We start from the raw sequence: 23,213 nt of genomic DNA, 5'->3' as shown, positions 1-23,213 counted from the left end.
AATCAAAAGACTTTTGTACTCTTTCTGTTAGTATTCGCCTCTTATCTTGGGTTTAATTTCTTCAAAATATAACGTTCTAAGGCTCGCTAAGGTTTGTTCCGAAATAGTAGGTAATACAGACGCTCCAATATTATTCAAGACCTGATTCGGTGAGCTAGCACCGGGTATCACACTCGTAATTTCAGGATAGGATAATATCCATTGAAGTGCAAACTGGCTCAAAGTGATTTCCTGTGGAGCATACTGCTTTATTTTCTCTACAAACGCTAATCCTTGATTAAATTGTAGACCTGAAAATGTCTCACCGACATTGAAGGCCTGTCCATCTGCATTAAAATTCCGATGGTCGCTTTCTGCAAATTGTGTATCCGTTTTAAACTTTCCCGTAAGTAGCCCACTGGCTAACGGAACCCGCGCAATCAGTGAAACTTCATTTGACTTTGCTTTGGTAAATATTTCATCTGCAATATGTTGACGAAATAAATTAAAAATAACCTGTAAGGATCCTAACCCTTCTTGTGCTAAACAGATAAGTGCTTCATCCGTCGTTTCCACACTCACCCCCCAATGCTTAATCAGTCCTTCGGTTTGAAAATCACGTAGGTAATCAAACACATCTCCTTTTAAAAGTTCGTCTTTGGGAATGCAGTGGAGCTGTTCTAGAAAAAGCTGATTGACATTAAGACGTTTCAACGACTCCTCAATATGCCGTCGGATCTCGTCTCTGGTAAAATTTTGAGGCCATCCATTCGCTCCATCCGAACGGCGGCCCAGCTTCGTCGCCACATGAATCGGCTCACCCTTATACTGCTGCAAGAATTCTCCTATGATACGTTCGCTCACTCCTCCGCCATAAATATCAGCTGTGTCAATAAAATTACCGCCACTATTAACATAAGTAGCTAATATTTCAAAAGCTCTATCTTTCTCAACAGCCCCCCACTCTTGCGACCCCAATTGCCACGTTCCTAATCCTATTTCGGATATATTTGTACCTCTAAATATTCTTGTTTTCATAGTTCATACATATAATGAATCTAAAAGTAGGAAAATAATCTGACCGTAAAATGCTCAATTTTAATTTTGGGATGTTTAATTTTGCAGCTGAAATTTCGTCTCATGTCTACGTTAAAATACTACGATCAACCTGATCTTTTACAACATAAAAACAGAATCCGCATCGCGGTGTCCCTTTTCTATTTTTGTCAAGGAATAGCTTTTGCCTCATGGGCGAGCCGTATCCCAATCATTAAATCAAATTTACAACTATCGGAAGGGGAGCTCGGAACTATCCTTTTAATGCTTCCTATAGGTCAACTGGTCACCATGCCCTTGTCGGGAAAACTGGTTTCTAAATACGGCAGCCATCATCTCCTTCCTATTACAGCCATCATCTATAGCTGCATATTGTGTCTTATCGGATTAGCGACTAATGCGTGGCAATTAGGAGGTATACTGTTTCTCTTCGGCGTAATTGGAAACATGTGCAATATCGCGGTAAACACACAAGGCGTATTGGCTGAGGATATATTTAAAAAGCCGATCATGTCATCCTTCCATGGCGCTTGGAGTATCGCTGGATTTACTGGCGCTCTTGTAGGTCTATTGACACTAAATCTAGGCCTTACCACCCTTCAGCATTTCTTAATCATTCTCGGCTTAGTCATTCTAAGTACATTTATTAATCGGGCATTTTTGGCTCCTCCAAAGCAAAGTACCACTGAAAAGAAATCAGGTTCATTCAAACCCGATCGTACCCTTATTTCATTGGGTGTGATCGGATTTTGTAGCATGGCAACCGAGGGCGCGATGTTTGATTGGAGTGGTGTTTATTTCCACGATATCGTAAAATCGCCCGAAAACCTTGTCATAGTAGGTTACGCCTCCTTTATGATCATGATGGCACTGGGGCGATTTGTAGGCGACTTTGTAATCAGCAGGATCGGGCGCCAACGAACTCTTCAGATTAGTGGATTATTGATGTTTGCTGGAATGATGCTATCGGTGATATGGCCATACTTTATAACATGCACGGCGGCTTTTATGCTAGTCGGACTAGGAGTAGCCTGCAATGTACCAACGGCTTATTCTATCGCTGGTAAACATAAAACAATCCCATCAGGTGTAGCACTCGCCATGGTTTCTAGTATTAGTTACCTCGGCTTTCTGATGGGACCGCCATTAATTGGATATATCGCCGAGCTGTTTAGCCTAAGATATTCCTACGGTATTTTTGCTTGTTTCGGTCTTTTGCTATTTATTATGACAAGTAAGCTTAATGTATTCAAAGCGAATTAGCAGGTAACCCTAAAAACTGACATCGACAATCTCAATTGCTGTCGGTGCAGTTGGCTGTAACCCCTCACCATCTTTTTGTATTACTTCTTGTGTAAACAGGCTGATTACCTTTTCACGCTTCCATCTTTCCGTGTCATAAGAAGGCTCCCAATCGCCAAGATTCTGATTGGTCAATGAAAGGATGTGATAAGCCGATTTTCCAATCCGGGGAATAATGGCTACCGAAGCTTTAGATCCAAGATCTTCATCCCGAAACAGGAGGTATACTTTAGCTTTTTTTCTACTGCCGGAAACGAGTATCTGCGGCCTGGAGATCGGTATTTTTTTCGTTCCTCCACCGGAAAGTCTAAAGTCTTTCTGACGAAAATCTAACGCACGCGTTCGCCACTTCTTTTTATCTTGAAATACAATATGATACTGTGGCAGATTACTTACTGGATCTCGCCAATAATTGGCAATGTACACCTTTCCATTTTGGTCTGTAGTCATGGAGGTTTGATTCATGAGATCACTATTTTCCGGGATGATATGAATTATGTCAGACTGTTTATAGTCAATAGGTAATTGATAAGATGCACCTGAAGATTTTTGCCAGGTCTTGCCCCCGTCTTTAGAGATTGCATAGCAAAGATTGTGATTTGTTGCTACATCCGGCGTATTACGCCACACCCAAGAGAGATGCATATTATCATTACGATCCACGAAAAATTGTGGATACGCATTTCGCTTTCCTTCTCCATCAATTAAATTATCTTGCACGCGCGTCCATTTTTTGTCGGCAGTAATATACTCATTCAGTACCAAATTACCTCTGCCCGAACCGCCGTCTCTATACAAGAACAAAATATTCCCGTTGCTTTTTCGATAGAATTCTGGATAGGTTACACTTTTTTCAAAAGAACCTACCATAAGCGATTTCTCGAACTGATCTATTCCGAACGGTTCATTGCTTCTCGCGTAGTTTAATGCATTATTATGGTGATCCCAGGATAGGTGGAGATATCCGTCTCCGTCTACCATGATACTGATAGAGTTGTGGGCGTCTTTAACATTCCCGACAAAGGGCGTCCTTTTTACGCTCCAATCTTTACCGTCTAATAACCTACGGGCTACACATACAAAACCATCGTTGTCATAGTAGGATGTGAATTGATATTTTGCACTGGAAACGATCGAATTTTTGCGAAAAATAGTGGTGTTGATGGAGTTGCTCGCCCAACCCAAGCCTACCGTGCTACGCTCCGTTTTTTGCGCAGAAGAAACCCCCACGTACAGTATAAAAAATAAGGTTAAAAACTTTTTCATTTCGCTTTCAATAATTTTTTAAGTTCTTTTCGGGAAATTTTGAATACCGTACCGTGACGAATCCCTTTAGGCATAGTAATGTGTGCTGAAATATCCTGCCAATTTATCAAATCATTCGATTTTACGGCGCCATATTGATGATTGGTATATTTATCAAAATACACGAACCATTCGTCATCAATTTTTATAGCTGTGGGGCCTTCCGCCCAATACTCACCAGTAATCGGAGCAGAAATATCGGAATAAGGTCCGGTGATAGTCTCGGCGAAAGCAGTCTTTATATTCTTCTGAACAGGTTTTTTTGTTTCATCCTTTATGAACATCACCCACTTATTCTCGTGTTGCACGATAGAGGCATCAATAGCGTTAAACCCTGGATCATATAATAACTTTGCATCTGTAAAATATTCGAAGTCTTTAGTTGTCACATAGTACATCCTATGATTATACCGGTTGTCATCCTCTATCTGTGTTTCGGGAAATTTCCCTTCGATGGTTGTCGCCCAATAAATCATATATTCTTCATTCTGGGGATCGTAAGTGATTTCAGGCGCCCAAGTATTCCGAGCTTTAAGTTCATGTTCCATCACAGGAATATATTGCTGATCTGACCATTTCATCAAATCTTTCGAAGAGGCATAACCTATTCCTTTTTGTGTCCAACTCACGGTCCATACCATATGAAATCGGCCATCCTCACCACGAATAATGCAGGGGTCGCGCATGAGTTTATCAGCACTTATTTCAGGTTCCAAAAAAGATTGATCATTCTTTAGCGCTTTCCATTCCAAACCATCTTCGCTAAAGGCCAGATGCAATCCGTCCTGCCCATTATTTTTAAAATAGGAAAACGCATATACCGAATCTCTTTTTTGCGCATAAACGTTTGCGCAAATAAATAGCCCAAGTAAAAGAAAGAAATTATTTTTCATTCGTGTTTTTTGTTGTTAAGTAGGTTGTTATATAGTTGCTAGATGTAAACATAACAATTAAAAATTAGCTGTCTAAATGATAATGTAAATTTCAAAAAAAAGCGACTTTAAAAAAGTCGCTTTTTTCGTAGCCCCGAGCAGAATCGAACTGCTATCAAATGTTTAGGAAACATCTATTCTATCCGTTGAACTACGGGGCCGTTTTCTGCATACAAAGATTTCAAAAATTCTAACCAATAGCAACAATTATTTTTAATTATCCTAAAAACCACAAAAATAGATTTTAACTATAGAACATCATTTACACATATAGATTTCAACAATATGACATTGGGATTTTCGATACCAGATTGAGCTATTTATGCCTATATTTGTAGCACAATAAGAAAAAGAAAATAACTATGAGTTTTACAGGTAAAAATTTCCCAAACATTACAGCAAGTGCAATCGATTATTTAGGTGACAATCTTTCAATTAACATTTTTGAAAAAGCTCAACAAGAAAACAAAAAAGTAGTATTATTTTGGTATCCAAAAGATTTCACTTTTGTATGTCCTACTGAATTGCATGCGTTTCAAGAGGCTACAGCCGAATTTGAAAAACGCAATACAATCGTTATTGGCGCTTCTTGCGATTCCAACGAAGTACATTTTGCGTGGTTAAACACAGCTAAGGACAACGGTGGAATTGAAGGTGTTGAATATCCTATTATTGCAGATACAAACCGCAATTTATCAAGCATCTTAGGTATCTTAGATGTTAAAGAAGTAGAGCATCCTGAATTTGGCACTATTGCAGAAGGTGATGCGGTGTCTTATCGTGCTACATATTTAATTGATGAAACGGGCAAAGTATTCCATGAGTCAGTAAACGACATGCCTTTAGGCCGTAACGTAAAAGAATATATCCGTCTTATCGATGCATATACGCATGTACAACAACATGGTGAAGTATGCCCTGCAAACTGGGAAGAAGGTAAAGAAGCTATGAATGCAACCCGCGAAGGAGTAGCTTCATACTTGTCAATGAATTAATAGATACACCATCGGGGGGAGATAATCCTATCTCCCCCTTTTCAAAAATATTATTATTATGTTAAAAGAGTTAGAAAACGACTCATTACAAGAGATTGTAAGTAGTGACAATACGGTAATGGTACAATATTCTGCTTCATGGTGCGGGAATTGCCGCATTATGAAACCAAAATTTAAAAAATTATCGACTGAGAACGAACACGTTTCCTTTGTCATCGTTGACGCGGAGAAATTCCCCGAGTCAAGAAAATTAGCTAACGTCAGTAATCTACCGACTTTTGCCGCCTTCAAAAATGGCAAATTGGTCAATCAGGTACAAACGAACAAAATCGAAGGATTAATAAATTTATTAGATGAAGTTACCCGTAATTAAACACCTAACCGATTTCATAGAAGAGAATGATGTGGATTTCGTTTTAGAAACTATTGAGACATTAGAGGCTTTGACAGAAATACCAACTTTAAAAGACGAAGAGCTTGATGTTATTGGTGAATTAATTTCCAACATGTACGGTGCTATAGAGGTAGATAAACTAATAAAAGAAGGTTCGCCAAAAAAAGAAGCATTGAATATCTTCATGAAACGTGTTTTAGGATCGATAGACAAATAGAGTATGTTCATAACTTAGTTTGTGTGGAAAAATTTTTCTAGGAGACTTGCAGCAATATTATCTTTTTATAGTACTTTTACTATAGTTGAAAGGTTACTCCCTTAAAGCTTGTGAGTTTGAACTAAACATGCGTTTAATACCACTACATTAGAAGCATCACTGTTTTAAGACAAGAAAGATTTTAATTGTTGGTAAAAGGAATCAAATTAAATTTTGATTCCTTTTATTATTTTTGATAAATGCCCTCTAAATCACTATGAGATTAAAATACTTAATTTTATTGCTGTGCACGCTTTGTTTGCGTGAATCTCCTGCTCAAAATACGGCCAACTTGTCTTCTTCGGAGATCCTGTTGAAGCTTGAAAAACTGAATGTATTAGGTTCCGTCCTCTATTTTGCGGCACATCCTGATGATGAAAACACCAAGCTTATCGCTTACTTGGCTCAAGACAGGAAGTATAAGACTAGTTACTTATCCTTAACAAGAGGAGATGGTGGTCAAAACCTGATTGGAACAGAACAAGGCATTGAACTTGGACTAATTCGAACACAAGAGTTACTCGCCGCTCGGAAAATTGATAAAGGAGAGCAATTCTTTACATCCGCCTATGATTTCGGATTTTCCAAAACACATGAAGAAACGTTCGCCTTTTGGGATAAGGAGACTGTTTTGCGGGAAGCTGTTTATCTTATCCGGAAACTAAGGCCCGATGTGATCGTTACCCGGTTTCCGCCCGACGAACGAGGTGGCCATGGACACCACCAAGCCTCAGCTATACTCGCACACGAAGCCTATTTAGCGGCAGCAGATAACAGCAAATACCCTGAACAATTCGCCACAGTCGAGCCTTGGAAAGCTAAACGGTTGGTATGGAACACCGCCAACTTTGGAGGCATGAATAACACTTCTGACGATCAATTATCGATCGATATTGGAAACTATAACCCGTTAATAGGTGCGTCTTATGGTGAAATATCTGCAAAAAGTCGCTCCCAACATAAAAGCCAGGGATTTGGTTCAGCCTCAAGCAGAGGGAAAAGTATCGAATACTTCGAGCATGTAGCCGGAGAAGAAGCCAATGAAGATCTTTTTGATGGAATAATCACATCTTGGGACAGAGTACCAAAATCGACCGGTATTCAGCAGTTAATAACCAAAATAAACGCGCAATTTGATCCCAATCACCCGGAGAATTCCGTAAATGATTTAATCCTTTTGTTAAAGGAGGTCCAAAAAGTAGAAGACAACTACTGGATAGTCGAGAAATCAAGGGAGATTAGAGAGTTAATATTGGCTTGTGCGGGCATCTGGATAGATGCAACTACACCTAGAACGCAATATGTGGTCGGTGAAGCCATTCCCGTAACGCTTGAGGCCATTGTCAGACGTCCGAATGTCGCCGTAGAAATACTGTCCGAACAACAGAAAGCTCGTTTAAAAACCAATGAACTATGGAAAGGCGCCAAAAACTTGAACTGGAATTACATAACTCAACCTTACTGGTTAATCAGTCCACATACACTCGGAAAGTTTAGCGTCAAAGCAGAAGACGTCGGTTATCCAGAAAATAAAAACCTCCCTATCGTCACGTTTCATTTGAAAATCAACAATCAGGAGATAAGGATTGACCAAAATATCCGTTTTCGTTTTGTTGATCCCGTAAGAGGGGAGTTATATCATCCAATTACGATCATGCCAGATCTAACGGCTAAAACGGATCTAACTTCTGTCTTGTCGAAAAATGGACAATCTCAATCCATCGAAGTAACGTTTGAAAATCACCATCCTTCTAAAAAGGAATATCATATTGAAGTTGCTCATCCTACAGGATGGACTGTAGACCAACGTGAAATTTCGTTGGATTTTAGTCAATTAAACATCATTTCCAAAACACTTACCATCCAACCAAACCACGACTATCGTCTAGACACAGCTGATTATCTATCCTTCTCCGAAAATGGAGAAACGCTACAGGATGCTAAATTTATCCACTATGATCACATTCCGAATATTACCTGGTTTCCCCCTGTAAAAATTGCATTAAAGAAGGTTGATCTTGCTAATCCTATTAAAAGGGTGGGATACATCCATGGAGCTGGAGATTTAATCCCACAATCGCTTTCAGCAATCGGAATTGATGTAACCCTGTTAAATTCCAATCAGATTTCGGGTGCCAACTTGGCACAATTCGACGCCGTCATTTTAGGCGTGCGTATATTTAATACCAATCCAAATAGCACCAAAATTCTATCTGAACTGTTAGATTTCGCTAAGAAAGGCGGGACAGTATTGGTACAATACAATGTAAATAGCCGCCTTCATACCGAAAATCCAGGTCCTTATCCTTTCACCATTACCCGAAATCGGGTTACAGAAGAAAATGCGAAGGTTAATTTTGACAAAAATGATCCGGCGCTCAATTTCCCGAATAAACTAACGGACGCCGACTTCGAGGGATGGATACAAGAACGGGGATTGTACTTCGTAGACAATATTGACAAAAACTACCGCACCCCGCTCGTAATGAATGACCGGAATGAAGCACCAAATGAAGGTTCTTTGTTAATTGCGAAGTACGGTCAGGGCAAATTTGTGTATACTTCTGTATCTTTTTTCAGACAATTGCCGGCGGGAGTTCCCGGAGCTTACAGATTATTTGTAAATTTGCTGGCTAAAGAGTAATACATTATATTAATTAAACATGGAAAATCAAGTAACTGAAACTAAATCTTTAAACGCAAAAAGCTTAATCTTAGTAATAGGCACAATATTTGGTGCGTTAATATCTTTTGCAGCAAATGGCACTTTCTTAAGCATTATAGGTGGAGCTGTTGTAGGATTAGTTATCGCCATTTTATTCAACTCATATATATTACCGCAAAAACCGCATGACAGATAAGGGCTTACCACCATTCATACGCAGTTGGCGACAATTTTACATCCTCGTTGTGACTTGGCTCGTCGTATGCATCTTGCTTATGTATCTGTTTACCCTATATTTCATATGAATACAGTTAATTTTTTAATGATCCTATGGAATAATCGTATGTGTAGGCCTTGTCTTAGGCAAGATGAATATTTCATATGAGTGATATTGACTGGATAGTCCTTTTTATTACACTTCTTTTGATTATTCTTTTCGGGGTATTCAAAAGCAGAAACATTAAAAATATCGACGGTTACTTACTCGGTAACCGTTCTTTACCTTGGTATAACGTCGGCTTTTCAGTGATGGCCACCCAAGCCAGTGCCATCACATTTTTGTCTGCGCCAGGATTAGCCTACTCTTCAGGGATGAGTTTCGTACAATTTTATTTCGGTTTGCCGCTAGCGATGATTGTACTCTGCATCACGTTTGTACCTATATTTCATCGACTTAAAGTTTATACCGCATACGAGTTCTTAGAAAAAAGATTTGATATCAAGACCAGATCGCTTACAGCGGGATTATTCTTAATCCAACGTGGTATATCGACGGGTATCACCATCTTCGCTCCTTCCATTATACTGTCGACCATCTTACATATAGATGTAACCTATACCACACTCGTTATCGGGAGCATGGTAGTTCTTTATACCGTCTACGGTGGAACAAAAGCGGTCTCTTACACACAGCTATTGCAGATGGCGATCATATTTAGTGGCCTGCTTGCAGCAGGCTTTATGGTGATACATCTATTGCCGGCAGATATTGGGTTAAAAGAAGCACTTCATATTGCTGGAAAATCGGGTAAAACGAATGCCATCGACTTTACATTTGACCTTAACAATCAATATACCGTATGGACGGGATTAATTGGAGGCTTTTTCTTACAGCTGTCTTATTTTGGAACAGATCAGAGCCAAGTGGGACGATATCTTACAGGCTCTTCCATTCGCGACAGTAGAATAGGTCTATTGATGAATGGCCTATTGAAAATACCGATGCAATTCTGTATCCTATTAATCGGGATTCTTGTCTTTGCCTATTATCAATATCATACGCCACCAATTTTTTTCAATGGTCTAGAAACGGACAAATTACTTAAAAGCGAATACAAAGACGAATATAATGCCGTACTGGAGAATCATCAGAAATTAAGTGCTGAAAAAACAGTTATCATTCACGAGCTAACCAAGGCAGTCAATCAGGATAATGATGCACAAGTAAATGCAAGTAGAGAAAAACTCGTACACCTTAATGAAGTGGGGGGGCAATTACGAGAACAAGTCATCACTTTAATAAAGAAAAACGATGCCACTGCAGATACGAACGATAACAATTATATTTTTTTATCCTTTATTACCTCTACATTCCCCAAAGGATTTATCGGTTTACTTATCGCTATTATTTTTCTCGCGTCCATGGGGGCCACTGCAAGCGCCATTAACTCGCTAGCTTCGACCACCGTGATCGATATCTACAAACGCTTCGTCAATAAAAACGGTTCGGAAGCTAGCTATTTAAGCGCTTCACGCCTATTTACTCTGTTATGGGGTATATTTACGGTAATCATTGCATTGTATGCTAGCAAACTGGGCAATCTTCTCGAGGCAGTGAATATCTTGGGTTCCCTTTTCTATGGTACTATTCTAGGCATATTTCTAGTCGCGTTTTATTTCAAGCGTATAAAAGGCCGGGCTGTCTTCTGGGCGGCTCTTTTGTCTGAAGTAGTTGTTGTCACGATATGGGAACTAGATGTCATTGCTTTTTTATGGCTTAACTTAGTCGGCTGTGTAGCCGTCATCATGATCGGTTTATTGCTGCAGTCTCTTTGGAAAGACCGGAAATCAGCAATAGATTAATAGTATCTCTTATAGATATTGTATAAAACAGTTTTATCATAAGCCGTCAGGATCCCATTTACCTCTTTAATAATATATTTTCGCTTAAAAGCTCTAATAGCCGCCGCCTCATTACTAACATCATACCCAATTATTTTAAGCGCATCAATAGGGTTGAAGTTAAACGGAGGCTGAATCAAAAAACTTTCATCATACCACACGCCAAATCCCCTTTCTGCCAATAATTTCCAAGGGAAAAATACATTAGGGTCGTCTTTTCTATTCGGAGAAATATCTGCGTGACCAATGAAATTAGTGTGTGGAATTGTATATTTTGTTTTCAGCGTATCAAGGAGAATCAGTAAGGAATTGATCTGCGGATCAGGAAATGGTTCCCTTCCATTATTATCCAACTCTATTCCTATGGACATGGAATTCATATCCGTAATTTGGCCCCATTTAGATCGACCTGCATGCCACGCCCGTTCGTAATCGTTGAGCATCTGCACAACACGTCCGTCCCGACCGATAACATAATGTGAACTGACTTTCGAATGTTCCACTTGAAATGTACGGATGGTTTGTGTGATGCTATTTTGGGAAGTATGGTGAATAATGACAAAATTGGGTTTACGCAAATCATAATGAATAGCACCAGCCCAATCTGCACCTTTGTGTATCCCAGTTCTCTTTTGTTCCTGTACCTTTTCTTCAGGCGTTAATGCACGTTCCGTAAACTGCTGATCTGGTGATAAAGTGTCTACAAAGGGTTTAACGATCACGATTGGCGAGTCCAATGCTAAGTTTGCTTCCGGAACAACGGCATCTACCACTTTAAGTGTATCCACAGGCCTTACAACCGACGCAGACTGTAAAACCCGCTTTTTTGCTCCGCATCCCGCTAAACAGAGAACAAATACCGATACACAAAGTAAATTTACCCTCATTCTTATTAAATTCAACTATCTCGGTAACGAATAGACAATTCCCATAGCTAATGCCTGGCTCAACTGTATACCAGGCTTTTCATCCGAATTATATACCATTATTCCGGTAAGGGAGACGTTCACCAAACTCGTTACTTTTGCAGTTAGCGTCGCATCCAGTCTGTGATCCGGGTCCTTCAAGTCTTTATAGTCAGCAAACATATTATAACGCGATTTTAAGTTCAGGTTCTTCGCCAAATTTCTATCTAAGTTAGCCGTCAGCTGGAAAGCCAAATCATTTTTGAAATTCCCCTCCCCTTCTATACCGAATCTAGTCTCCCCTTCAAGAGGCTTTAATCTATTATCTAAAATTAGCGTCTGTCTAGCCGTACCTGTACCTAAACGCAACGAAAACGTGTTATCCGGTTTATATTCCAAACCGAAAGATTCTGTAAAATATCCCGGAGCCATAAAATTACTCGTTATCGTATCAATAACTTCAACAACTTGATCACCTTCATCCCTCTTGGTATACTTATATCCCGCATCAAACTGCGATTCGAACGTAAAAGAAAAATACAGCGCCCAACTTTTTGCCAATTTATAGGCTAATTTATTGTCCCAAAAGATCCGGTCATTATTCTTTTTGGCCAGCTGATCTTTATTCTTTATCTTACCGTATCGCAAATCGATCTCAGAAACAAAATTGAAGTTATCTCTGTTATATTCTGACTTGTGCCATATATTTCCTCCTAAGGAAACTGAGTTAACCCCACCGGCATTCCATTCTTCGTTAAAATAAGCTTGATTAACATTGACACCAAATTTGCTCCAATGCTTCCAATAATTTACTTCCAAATTTAACTTTGGAATAGGAACGTTAATCGGAGTTATCGTTAAACCTTTAGCAGTATCAGTATCTGCAATATTGGCGTCTGGTTTTTCCCGAAGATCCTTCAGATTCACTTGAGCATTTGATTCAAAGCTAAAAATGCACAGTAAAAAAAATAGAAGTAAAGATGTATGCTTCATAAATAATATATTAATTTTCATCGATTAAATGTATTGGTAATTTTGGTAAAGGTCTGTAATTTGGATTTAATTTAAACGTTTCATACTTACTTTTAATATATTCTGTTATTTGATAGTGCCCTGCTGTTTTTGCAAAAAAGTAGGACGGTCGATACCGCAGCATAAAATTATCTAATAAAGTACCTTCTAAGCCCGTAACGCTTGTAACAATTTCCTTGGTAAACCGCTGGTCGATCACATTTTCTTCGTATTCCTTTTGAAAAAATTTTGTCAACCGCCGCGCATTCTTTGCCTCTTTACTGAACAAATTGTATACCGCATTTATACCGAGCCCTGCTCCGCTATGTCCTACGGTAAAAAAATCGCCCGGATCTGCCAGTTTATATGCTTTATCATAGTCTTTACGTCGTTGTGCAAGAATCTCCTCCGGAGATTTTTTCCCTTTCACCGTTACCGGATCAATGTAAATCGTGGCACGTTTCAAATAAAACAAGAGTACTTTCTGTCCTTCATAGATCAAGGTATCTCCGTAATAATTTTCTTTGCTCGCAATCAAATGATCGCCCATTTTCACATTGATCCCAAATTCGCCGCGCAAATTATTAAACACATTCTCTCCTGTATTTGTATTGATGACCAACACTTTACCAATACGTTGCTTGGTATCTGCATCAAAACCAATTCCCTCCACCCTTTCTTGCGAACTCGCGTAAAAAGGCAAAAGAAATAATAGGAGTAAAAGTTTGATTTTCGTTACTAACATCACAAATGTAAAACTACATTTTTGATTAATTATTTATCAACAATTTAACAACTTTTAAAGCTATTTCGAAATTACCAGCAATTGTCCCACCGAAAGGTTATCGGACTCCATTGCATTCAGCTGTTTGATCTGTTCTACGGAAACACTATAACGCTTACCCAAAGAATACAACGTTTCAGATGGCCCAACTTCGTGAATAACCATCGCAACGGGAGATTTTACTTTTTCTGTTTGCACAGAGGGCTCGATTTCTGCCTTAACTTCAATGATCTCAACCACTTTTTCTTCTCGCTCTTCTTTTTCTACATACGATTCGGCACGATCATATCTATATAACTGATAACGCTCTATTAGATCGACCAGCAGTTCGGGGTAACGTGGATTCGTTGCGTATCCCGCATCTTTCAACCCCCGTGCCCAACCTTTATAGTCATCCTTATCTAAAGTAAAAAGTTTCTCATATCGCTTACGAAGTAGAAATTGCGAATGGTCTCTAAAAGATTCTTCGGGATTACCATATACCCTGAAACAATCGTTGGGATTGTCATCATCTCTAGCGACACTTTTTCCATCCCAAATACCACCACATTTAATCCCGAAATGATTATTCGCCTCCCGGGCAAGGTAACTATTACCGTTGCCGGATTCTAGCAAAGCTTGTGCTAATTTAATACTGGCCGGAATACCATATTGATTCATTTCGCGTATCGCTATACCCTTGTACTGATCAATATAGGCTAAACCGGAAGTAGAAGTCGGTTTCGTGGTTTTATTCGTGCTCACTGCCCCTATATGTCCACCGCCCCTGTCGTTCGGATTTCTCAGGACGGTTCCTCTTTTGCTCGCACAGGAGGTCAACAGCAGTGCAAAGACTAATATAGATAAATATGATCTCATCGACGACGAAGATACGCGATTCTACTCGGTTTTTAAATCATACTGATCAAGATCATAACGATTGACCGTGGACAACACCCTACTTTTCCAATCTCCACTTACCGAATATCCGGAACGGGCAATACCCGCGATCCAAGATTGATAATCTGCGGAAGAGCGCTTTTCAAATAAAGGCTGGGTAGCTTTTCGTCTTTTTAATAGGCCTACGAAATCACGGTAAGAAGATAATACAGATTCATACCCTTTATAAGCGGAACGAATCACTGAACTGCTATTTTTGCCCTTGATTCCGAAATGGTTGTTTAAGTGTTTTGCGATTTTACTATTGCCGTAAGCGCTTTCATGAATAGCCACTGCTAAAATCACAGATGCTGGCACACCTGTTTCACGCATAAGTTGCTGTGCAACGTCTTTATGTTCATCAATATAACTCGAAGGCGAAAATTTTTTCTGACCAAAGGTCATTGTAATTGATGACAGGCATAATACAGTTAACAGCAACATTCTGCTACACAATGATTTTTGCATATCTTTTTTTTTAGTTCAACAATTACTTTTTGCGTAACACAAAAAGTCCATCTCTAATTGGCAAAATCAATTTTTCTACCCGTATATCCTTTGCCATTGTACTATTTAATTCAATAATCCGTTGGGTTTGTACATCCGGTTTATTATCAAAAACCTTGCCTTTCCACAACACATTATCAATTAAGATTACCCCCCCAGAAGGCACACGGTCAATCAGCATATTGAAATAGATTAAATTCCTCTTTTTATCAGCATCTATAAATACGAGGTCGAAATCTCCTTCGATCCTAGGGATTACCGCAGCGGCGTCTCCTATGTGGTATCTGATATTAGCGGTATACTCCGATTCCCTAAAGTAGCTGGAGACACGTTCCTCCTGCTCTTCATTAATGTCAATCGTATGTAAAACACCCCCTTGCTTTAACCCTTCTGCCAAACATAACGTCGCATATCCCGTAAAAGTACCTATCTCCAAAATTTGATGGGGCGAGACCAGTTTACTTAGCATGGAAAGCACCCGCCCCTGATAATGCCCCGACAACATGTGGGGCATGGTTTCTTTCAGATAAGTCTCCCTATTTATTTTCCGCAACAAGGCATTCTCAGCGTCGCAGGTCTGCTCTAAATAAGAACTTATTTGATCTTCATTTTGAAACATACCTGCAAATGTAACTAACTTATTTTATATCGGGCCTAATTATGGTGATTTCGATATGACAATCCAGCAGTTATCGGGCCTAATTATGGTACAAAAAATAGCCTCTATTTGGATTCAAATAGAGGCTATATTAGATAAATCACATTTTTCAGTCTGTTAATCTAACGAAGCAGTAATCAGTCTTAAAAATTCCGATCGTGTAACATCACTTTGAAAAGCGCCTGTAAAAGCCGATGTTGTCGTCACTGAATTTTGCTTTTGTACACCGCGCATCGCCATACACATGTGTTTACACTCGATCACTACCGCTACTCCTGCAGGGTTCAACGTCTGTTGGATACAATCACGGATCTCATTTGTAAGCCGCTCTTGTACCTGAAGACGACGCGCATAGATATCTACTACCCTCGGAATCTTGCTCAAACCAACAATATGCCCGTTAGGGATATATGCGATATGGGCTTTACCAAAAAAAGGTAACATATGATGTTCACACATGGAATACACTTCAATATCCTTAACGACAACCATTTGGCTGTATTCTTCTTCAAACATTGCCCCTCTTAATACTTCCGCTGCATCAATATCATAACCATGCGTCAAAAATTGTAAAGCTTTAGCCACGCGTTCGGGCGTCTTGAGAAGCCCCTCTCGGTTTGGGTTTTCACCTAATGCTTCTAAAATATCTTTATAATGACTTGCTATACGTTCTACGTGTTGGGTATTGTATTGGTCTATCTTAACATAGCCATCTAATGCTTCATTGAAATCCGTAGGATCACTCATTTCTAATTGATTTTTATGATTATTCGCCGTAATATTCAACAGCGTTATTTTCTGTTTCGTGTAATCTAATACAATGTAAGCTGACATCTTCAGCTTCAAATAACGGTTTGAGGACATGGAATATTTCCATAGCAATTACTTCAGTAGAGGCCATTTTACCCTGCATAAAATCTACATCCAAATTCACATTTTTATGGTCCAACTTCTCGATAACATGTAGATTGATTATCTTTTTCATTACCTTGAGATCGATCAAAAACCCAGTAGTAGGATTTATGTCGCCCTTTACGGTAACAAATAATTCATAGTTATGTCCATGCCAATTGGGATTCGAACAGTTACCAAATGTCGCCTCATTCTCTTCCAAAGACCACTCCTGACGATGCAATTTATGCGCCGCGCTGAATCGTTCTCTTCTCGTAATGTATACCATAATGCAAAGATAATCCTAAAAAACTATATTTTAGCACTTCAAATCCATTACGATATAATTATGACGCTACTAATAGTTACAGCTACACGAGACGAAATCCTGCCCAGTATCCCCTTATTGGAAAAACAAAACACCTCTTACTTGATAACCGGTGTCGGGATGGTAGCTACGGCATACCATTTAGGACAAGAGCTCCTCAAGAACAAATATGATCTGATTCTAAACGTCGGAATAGCGGGTTCTTTTGGTAGCCGTATCCGGATTGGAGACGTGGTTTACATCTCCAAAGATACGATGGCTGAATTGGGGGCAGAGAATGATCAGCAATTTTTATCGATAGAAGAGTTGGGATTTGGAGATTCTTCATGGACAGGATTCATTCCTCCCCATATTGTTTTAGATCTCCCACAAGCGGAGGCAATAAGTGTCAACACCACACATGGCAACGAAAAAACCATCCTAAAAATTAAAGACCGATTTCCGCAAACAGAAATAGAAAGCATGGAAGGAGCAGCCGTATACTATGCTGCCGCCCTAGAGAAAACAGACGTAATACAGGTTAGAGCAATCTCTAACTACGTAGAAAAAAGAAACAAGGCAAACTGGAATATTCCGCTAGCCATTAAAAATCTGAACGAATGGCTACAACATTTTCTCGAAAACCATCATACAACTATTTACTAGATAGCGATAAAGACGTATTAAAAAATGACATACATCATCATATTTTAACGTGGCATTCATTACGAAATATCAATTTTAAATAGTAGTTTTGCGTATTCGACAAAAAAGACACTATTTTACAAACTGATGAGAGAAATACAATTCAGAGAAGCGCTTCGTGAAGCTATGAACGAAGAAATGCGTAAAGATGAAACTATATTTTTATTAGGTGAAGAAGTTGCAGAGTATAACGGCGCTTATAAAGTTAGCCAAGGTATGCTGGATGAATTCGGAGCAAAACGTATAATTGACACTCCAATTGCAGAATTAGGGTTTGCGGGTATCGCCGTGGGTGCTGCAATGAACGGTTTGAAACCAATCGTTGAGTTCATGACGTTCAACTTTTCTTTAGTAGCAATCGACCAAATAATCAATGCGGCTGCGAAGGTACGTCAAATGTCAGGAGGACAATTTTCATGTCCTATTGTGTTTCGTGGACCAACAGGTAATGCCGGACAATTAGGTGCACAACATTCGCAAAACTTCGAAAACTGGTTTGCCAATACACCTGGATTAAAAGTGGTTATCCCTTCCAACCCATATGACGCAAAAGGTTTACTAAAATCTTCTATTATTGATCCAGATCCTGTAATTTTCATGGAATCTGAAGTCATGTATGGGGATAAAGGAGCAGTTCCTGAAGAGGAGTACTACTTACCCATTGGCAAAGCTAATGTCGTGAAAGAGGGTACTGATGTTACTGTTGTTTCTTTCGGTAAAATGGTTCCTCGTGTAGTAATTCCTGCCGCAGAAGAACTAGCCAAAGAAGGAATCAGTGTAGAATTGATCGATTTGCGTTCCGTTCGTCCAATTGATTTTGAGGCTATTCTCACTTCTGTTAAGAAAACAAATAGATTAGTGGTCGTGGAAGAAGCGTGGCCTTTGGCGTCTATTTCCTCAGAGATTGCTTTCCGTGTACAAAAAGATGCATTTGATTATTTAGATGCACCTGTAACACGCGTTACCTCTGCAGATGTTCCTTTAGCGTATGCACCTAACTTAGTAGAGGCTTCATTACCAAGCATTACTAAAGTAGTAAAAGCCGTTAAAGAAGTTTCTTACTTGAAAAAATAAAGAACTTAATATACCATAAAAAAAGCACTTTTTGAAATTCAAAAAGTGCTTTTTTTATGGTATTATTTTATCATCTTCTTGGATCTATTTCTCATCTCCAGTCGGATAAATTCATTTTCCTTCCATACCCCCTCGAGGATATTATTATCCATGCCGTAAAGCTTAAAATCAACATTCCACTCTTTGGGCCAGGTTGGCAGAACATATACTTCATCACCCACCTCCTGCATTAACATCTCTTGTAGTCCGATCATACCGCTCCCTCCCCAATTGTGATCCGGCACCCAGTCAAAACCCGGGCCCCAGAATGCGGGGAATCTTCTCCCGCTATCCTCCAGTTTCTTAGACAGTAGGTCTTTTGCCTCATCGATCAAACCTAAACGCGCTGCAAAGATATTATGCTGTCTCCACCCCACATGACTACGAAACTTTTGTACATCAGGATCTAACAGGTACGTGCTCCTTGCAATTGTTAAACTATCTCGTCCAACACCGAACATATCCCAAGGAAAGACGGGGTACAGTTGAGGAGATTCCGTATTATTCATCCGTTCCCATAGGACTGCAGGCGCAATTACGGTTTCCCCATTTATTTCGCGAAAAGAAATCTCCGGCAAACGATCTAGAAACGCCGTCCAAAACTCCTTTCGTTCCGTTGAAAGTAAGGCTTCCGGCAATTGCGTCAGCTCTGATGCCACTCTTCGTAAACCTGCCACGGTACTATTCGGATTATAAGCCATCTTATACGTCTCAGCAGCAGTACCCGGATATATAACAAGTTTACCTTTTTCGTCCAGCGCTTTGCGCCCCCTTTGGCTCGCCAAATATTGATAGTGTTCATCAAAAAACGTTAGCGAACTTTCTATTAACGGGATATACTGTGAAATATCCCGCCCCTGATACCCGTGATACTTAAGGATCATATAGCAGAATTCCAACACATTATCCCATTGATATTCCAACCACGCATTATATTCCATGCCAGCATCAAAATCCGCAGGCCTTTTCCACCCGTACTCGGCAGGATTTGGTAACCCAAAGTTTTCCAGCTGTTCGGTAAAGCTTGCCCCTCGATGTCCCCAATATATTTTTGTTCGCAGCTCGGCATTAGTTAACAAACGGTTGTAGAACTCAAATTGAGCAGGCATCATATCCAGATCCCCGGATCGCAACATGGGCCAATAGACTAGCCGTTGATTTTGAGCTGTAAATGTGCCCCCACCCCAATTCCGGAAGTCAGGCGTAAAGGTATAACTCGAATCAACAAAGACCGGATCATAGGTAAATAGTCCGCCATTGAATTTCGTCGGATATTCACCGTAGGCGTTACAAGCCAGCATATACCGGAAAAGTTGATAGTTGCGCCCTATCCTAAATCCCAAGTCGGATTCGTCTTTCTCGTAATTAATTTTGATATGGCTTCTATTCCAAAAATCTGCCCACCAAGTTAGTGTCTTCGATTGTGCCAATTTTGTTGTTGGGTTCTGAACACGCTGCGTAACGGTAGATTTCCATCCCGCAAGCGAATCTTGCGCATTGAAAAGCGAAATTTGAAAACGATTGGATCTAGCAGGTTTACTGTCGAAACGCCAATATTTAAATGCGGTATTCAGGTATTTCCCAAATCCAGTATCCTTAAACGTCAAATTTCGCAGGGCAAGAACTCCCCCAGAAATACGTTCTTTCAACGGATTAACGAAAGAATCCTTATATGCTATCAATTGTTGCTGCGCTACCACTGTGTCGAAAGCAGTTGTGGGCAGATTGTGGTGGTAAAAATAAAAAAACGATGGCGTTACGTCAAACTGATCAGCTTTAGTCACTACGCGTTCTGGAGGAGCCCATTTCCAGGAATTCATATTGTTTTCTCTTCCTTTTGGGAACAGATCTTCAAACCGCCAATTCTCATAGAAAATTTCACTCCTTATTTTCTGTGCCCCATCAACCTGGACATGGATAACAGAAGAAAAGACGTCTACCCAAAGTTTGACTTGTACATCCTTACCTTTCTTACCGCCCCGGATCAAAACATCACCTGTCTTTAGACGCAGCGTCTGACTAAAACTATCCTTAAACGGATTTGGATACAATCTTATCCGAATCCTTCCCTGCTTAAGCAATGTGTTGTTCTCGTCGAATGAACCGCTCTGCGCCATGTAAAACAAAATGTCATCATCTTCCACCCACACATTCAGGCCCACATCTCTCCCTCCTAGCGGCATAGATTCAGCAGAATTCTTGCTTTGGGTCGCCCATTTTACATTATATTTCTCCAGATCCGTCTGCGCAGATAGGCTTTCGATTCCAAAAAGAAACACTAGAAATAGATGTTTCAAACTCATCCTTATTATTTAATTTATAGGAAGTCCAAGACTTCAATTAATCCTTGCAATTTTGCACTGCAGACCGGAAATTATCTTACACTTGGAAGCCACACCGACATATCACCAAACTCCCGATTTCCCCAAGCAAAATAAGGCACCAATTTGATCGGCACTTCCTTTTTAGTGCTTACCGCCACCTCACGGTATAGGCCATCCCAATCCTTATCGTTCTCAAGCAGCGCTTTGCCTTCCAAAAGTACAATATCCTGATTGTGAATTTGGCGCACTACCGGTTTAAAATCGCCAAACAATTTGACTTTTAAATCAAATATATCTACATCTGCCGCTACGTCTTCTTTTTCCAAACAATACACAACAGGTCCGCGCATAATAGCCACCTGCCCACGGCTCTCTTCCACTAGCGGATTAGATTCCATAAAAGCTACCTCTAGTGGGATTGTAATTTGGATAACGTCACCTTTTTTTAGGTTACCATCTAGGACAGCGTACCCCTTTTCGTTCTGAAATGCGACAGGCTTTCCATTTTTAACGACATCAAAATCCTTAGCCCAGCCCGGGATACGAAGTTTTAAGGTGTAATTAGCAGGGACATCTTTTACCCGTAAGGCAATTGACCCATCCCATGGATAATTTGACACCTGCTCCACTTTAATGGCTTTTCCATGATGCCGTGTATCCAATACGTTTCCACCGTACAAATTCACCCATATTTGACCTTCTGCCACGCTATACGCATAGTTGCTCACCTCGGCAACGGTACGTACCACATTGGGTGGGCAACAGTTGGACAATGAGATATAAGGCACTCTCTTTTTAGACCACCTTTGTTGAAACGGCAACTTATCCGAATAGCTCAGTGGGTTGGTGTACAAAAACTTATCTCCATCCAAACTAATTCCAGACAACACACTATTATACAAAGCTAATTCCATCACGTCAACATATTTAGCGTCGCCGGTTAAGTTGGCCATCCGCCAATTCCATAATACATTACCGATATTTGCACATGTTTCGTTGTGTGCCGTTAAATTAGGCAATTGGTAATCGCGTCCAAATGCCTGATGTATCTTTTGCACATCTTGGGGATTATAGGACGTTCCATCCGGTGATGTACCATCGTACAACGATCCGACACCGCCCGTGATGTACATCTTCGTTTGCGTCATATCGTCCCAGATATTATACAGACGATTGCTCAACGTGGTATCTTGAATCTCTGCACTCAAATCAGCTACGCCTGCGTACAGATAAGTAGCACGTACGGCATGGCCAATAGCTTTATTCTGCTGACGGAAAGGGACACGATCTTGATTATCGTCTGTACCGTCTTCAATCTCTCCTTTGATGTCGATCAAATGCTTTGCCAGTTCCAAATATTTGGGATCTTTTACCGTTCTGTATAGTTCGATGACACCCATATAGTGGGAAGGACAGATGGCATTACGCGCCAGCGTAGGGTTTGATTTTTTGTAAAACCCATATAAATAATCCGCTGCGTTTACGGCAATATCCAATAAATCCCGCTTACCTGTCACCCGAAAATGTATACAGCCTGCCGTCATTAAATGACCAATATTGTAGGACTCAAAGCTCAATCTATCTTGAAATTCGATATTTTCTCCAGAATTACGTTGATCAATAGTCGCTTTGGTATAAATGTAGCCATCGGCACGTTGCGATTTAGCGATTACAGGAATGACCTCATCGACCATCTGCAATAGTTTTTTATCTTTCGTTTGCGCATAAATAGCAACCACAGCTTCCAATGTCTTATAAAAATCGCCATCATGAAAGGAAGGGCCTTTATGCTCTCCCTCCTGTAGTCCAGCTGCTATCTCAAAATTACGATAAGCATGACTAATATCCGCATCCGTATACACTTCCCAGAGATGCGGCACCATACGATCTACACATACGGCTGTTCGATCTGCCCAAAACCCCGTTGTCCATGATACATCCCCTATATTAATGGCTTGCTTTACAGCAAAGGGACTATCAGAGGTATTCGTAATGGCTTTATCCTGACCACTCACGATGGGTGTGCAGGCGAGTGCAAGGCCACATATATAAATTACTTTACTCCAGTTCATATCTATAGTTCTC

At 40.1% G+C, this 23,213-nt stretch carries 22 protein-coding genes and 1 tRNA gene; 9 read left to right on the top strand and 14 right to left on the bottom strand.

The genetic code is table 11. The annotated features are described in order from the left end of the window. Nucleotides 1–27: 27 nt before the first annotated feature. Nucleotides 28–1,017 carry an aldo/keto reductase gene (locus tag C4F40_RS11740; protein WP_196939590.1) on the bottom strand — a complete coding sequence of 330 codons (990 nt, stop codon included), beginning with the start codon at nt 1,015–1,017 and terminating at the stop codon, nt 28–30. A 102-nt stretch (nt 1,018–1,119) separates the two neighbouring features. On the opposite strand from C4F40_RS11740, the gene C4F40_RS11735 reads away from it, so the two are divergent. Further along, complete coding sequence (locus C4F40_RS11735; RefSeq protein WP_196939589.1) at nt 1,120–2,298, top strand: MFS transporter; 1,179 nt, start codon at nt 1,120–1,122, stop codon at nt 2,296–2,298. Nucleotides 2,299–2,307: 9 nt separating this feature from the next. On the opposite strand, the gene C4F40_RS11730 is transcribed toward C4F40_RS11735, so the two are convergent. The 3 genes from C4F40_RS11730 to C4F40_RS11720 all read right to left on the bottom strand — a co-directional run bounded on the left by C4F40_RS11730 (nt 2,308) and on the right by C4F40_RS11720 (nt 4,735). Next, nucleotides 2,308–3,603, bottom strand: a complete 1,296-nt coding sequence (locus C4F40_RS11730) for a BNR repeat-containing protein (RefSeq protein WP_196939588.1) — start codon at nt 3,601–3,603, stop codon at nt 2,308–2,310. Next, nucleotides 3,600–4,535 (bottom strand): glycoside hydrolase family 43 protein, encoded by a 936-nt coding sequence (locus C4F40_RS11725; protein WP_196939587.1) that lies wholly within the window; start codon nt 4,533–4,535, stop codon nt 3,600–3,602. The genes C4F40_RS11730 and C4F40_RS11725 overlap by 4 nt, the downstream gene beginning before the upstream one ends. A gap of 128 nt (nt 4,536–4,663) precedes the next feature. Further along, a tRNA-Arg gene (locus C4F40_RS11720) sits at nt 4,664–4,735 on the bottom strand. A 201-nt stretch (nt 4,736–4,936) separates the two neighbouring features. Between C4F40_RS11720 and C4F40_RS11715 the strand changes: the two genes are divergently transcribed. The 6 genes from C4F40_RS11715 to C4F40_RS11690 all read left to right on the top strand — a co-directional run bounded on the left by C4F40_RS11715 (nt 4,937) and on the right by C4F40_RS11690 (nt 10,966). Further along, a complete protein-coding gene (locus C4F40_RS11715; protein WP_196939586.1) occupies nt 4,937–5,569 on the top strand; it encodes a peroxiredoxin in 633 nt (210 codons plus the stop codon). 58 nt (nt 5,570–5,627) lie between these two features. After that, a complete protein-coding gene (locus tag C4F40_RS11710; protein WP_196939585.1) occupies nt 5,628–5,942 on the top strand; it encodes a thioredoxin family protein in 315 nt (104 codons plus the stop codon). Beyond that, nucleotides 5,923–6,180 carry a DUF6952 family protein gene (locus tag C4F40_RS11705; RefSeq protein ID WP_196939584.1) on the top strand — a complete coding sequence of 86 codons (258 nt, stop codon included), beginning with the start codon at nt 5,923–5,925 and terminating at the stop codon, nt 6,178–6,180. The genes C4F40_RS11710 and C4F40_RS11705 overlap by 20 nt, the downstream gene beginning before the upstream one ends. A 256-nt stretch (nt 6,181–6,436) precedes the next feature. Beyond that, nucleotides 6,437–8,863 carry a PIG-L family deacetylase gene (locus C4F40_RS11700; protein WP_196939583.1) on the top strand — a complete coding sequence of 809 codons (2,427 nt, stop codon included), beginning with the start codon at nt 6,437–6,439 and terminating at the stop codon, nt 8,861–8,863. Between the two features lie 19 nt (nt 8,864–8,882). Further along, nucleotides 8,883–9,080, top strand: coding sequence for a hypothetical protein (locus tag C4F40_RS11695; protein ID WP_196939582.1), 198 nt, complete (start codon nt 8,883–8,885; stop codon nt 9,078–9,080). A 185-nt stretch (nt 9,081–9,265) separates the two neighbouring features. Continuing rightward, on the top strand, nt 9,266–10,966 hold the full coding sequence (locus C4F40_RS11690; protein ID WP_196939581.1) for a sodium:solute symporter family protein: 1,701 nt from the start codon (nt 9,266–9,268) through the stop codon (nt 10,964–10,966). Here the strand turns inward: C4F40_RS11690 and C4F40_RS11685 are convergent. From C4F40_RS11685 to C4F40_RS11650, 8 genes are all read right to left on the bottom strand, one after another. Further along, the gene (locus tag C4F40_RS11685) at nt 10,963–11,892 is read right to left on the bottom strand and encodes an N-acetylmuramoyl-L-alanine amidase (protein WP_196939580.1); all 930 of its coding nucleotides are present in this window, start codon (nt 11,890–11,892) and stop codon (nt 10,963–10,965) included. The two genes, C4F40_RS11690 and C4F40_RS11685, sit on opposite strands and share 4 nt — an antisense overlap. Before the next feature lie 15 nt (nt 11,893–11,907). After that, nucleotides 11,908–12,903 carry a DUF3078 domain-containing protein gene (locus C4F40_RS11680; protein ID WP_231390039.1) on the bottom strand — a complete coding sequence of 332 codons (996 nt, stop codon included), beginning with the start codon at nt 12,901–12,903 and terminating at the stop codon, nt 11,908–11,910. Between the two features lie 10 nt (nt 12,904–12,913). After that, a complete protein-coding gene (locus C4F40_RS11675; RefSeq protein WP_196939578.1) occupies nt 12,914–13,666 on the bottom strand; it encodes a hypothetical protein in 753 nt (250 codons plus the stop codon). A 60-nt stretch (nt 13,667–13,726) separates the two neighbouring features. Continuing rightward, nucleotides 13,727–14,563, bottom strand: a complete 837-nt coding sequence (locus tag C4F40_RS11670) for a glucosaminidase domain-containing protein (RefSeq protein ID WP_196939577.1) — start codon at nt 14,561–14,563, stop codon at nt 13,727–13,729. Between the two features lie 21 nt (nt 14,564–14,584). Beyond that, nucleotides 14,585–15,091 (bottom strand): glucosaminidase domain-containing protein, encoded by a 507-nt coding sequence (locus C4F40_RS11665; RefSeq protein WP_196939576.1) that lies wholly within the window; start codon nt 15,089–15,091, stop codon nt 14,585–14,587. A gap of 22 nt (nt 15,092–15,113) precedes the next feature. After that, a complete protein-coding gene (locus C4F40_RS11660; RefSeq protein ID WP_196939575.1) occupies nt 15,114–15,749 on the bottom strand; it encodes an O-methyltransferase in 636 nt (211 codons plus the stop codon). Nucleotides 15,750–15,905: 156 nt separating this feature from the next. Then, complete coding sequence (folE, locus tag C4F40_RS11655) at nt 15,906–16,535, bottom strand: GTP cyclohydrolase I FolE (protein ID WP_196939574.1); 630 nt, start codon at nt 16,533–16,535, stop codon at nt 15,906–15,908. 19 nt (nt 16,536–16,554) lie between these two features. Continuing rightward, nucleotides 16,555–16,968 (bottom strand): 6-pyruvoyl trahydropterin synthase family protein, encoded by a 414-nt coding sequence (locus C4F40_RS11650; protein ID WP_196939573.1) that lies wholly within the window; start codon nt 16,966–16,968, stop codon nt 16,555–16,557. A 60-nt stretch (nt 16,969–17,028) separates the two neighbouring features. Between C4F40_RS11650 and mqnB the strand changes: the two genes are divergently transcribed. Both mqnB and C4F40_RS11640 read left to right on the top strand, forming a co-directional pair. Then, nucleotides 17,029–17,652, top strand: coding sequence for a futalosine hydrolase (gene mqnB / locus C4F40_RS11645; RefSeq protein ID WP_196939572.1), 624 nt, complete (start codon nt 17,029–17,031; stop codon nt 17,650–17,652). 126 nt (nt 17,653–17,778) lie between these two features. Beyond that, nucleotides 17,779–18,765: a pyruvate dehydrogenase complex E1 component subunit beta gene (locus C4F40_RS11640; RefSeq protein WP_196939571.1), complete on the top strand. Its 987-nt coding sequence runs from the start codon at nt 17,779–17,781 to the stop codon at nt 18,763–18,765. 62 nt (nt 18,766–18,827) lie between these two features. On the opposite strand, the gene C4F40_RS11635 is transcribed toward C4F40_RS11640, so the two are convergent. Continuing rightward, a complete protein-coding gene (locus C4F40_RS11635; RefSeq protein ID WP_196939570.1) occupies nt 18,828–21,107 on the bottom strand; it encodes a DUF5703 domain-containing protein in 2,280 nt (759 codons plus the stop codon). Between the two features lie 71 nt (nt 21,108–21,178). Then, nucleotides 21,179–23,200 (bottom strand): aceric acid hydrolase, encoded by a 2,022-nt coding sequence (locus C4F40_RS11630; RefSeq protein WP_196939569.1) that lies wholly within the window; start codon nt 23,198–23,200, stop codon nt 21,179–21,181. Between the last annotated feature and the right edge of the window lie 13 nt (nt 23,201–23,213).

This window comes from Sphingobacterium pedocola (assembly GCF_015209965.1).
In the GTDB taxonomy this organism is placed as follows: domain Bacteria; phylum Bacteroidota; class Bacteroidia; order Sphingobacteriales; family Sphingobacteriaceae; genus Sphingobacterium; species Sphingobacterium pedocola.
The sequence above is the reverse complement of the archived record's forward strand: the minus strand, read 5'-3'. Positions and strand labels throughout refer to the sequence as shown.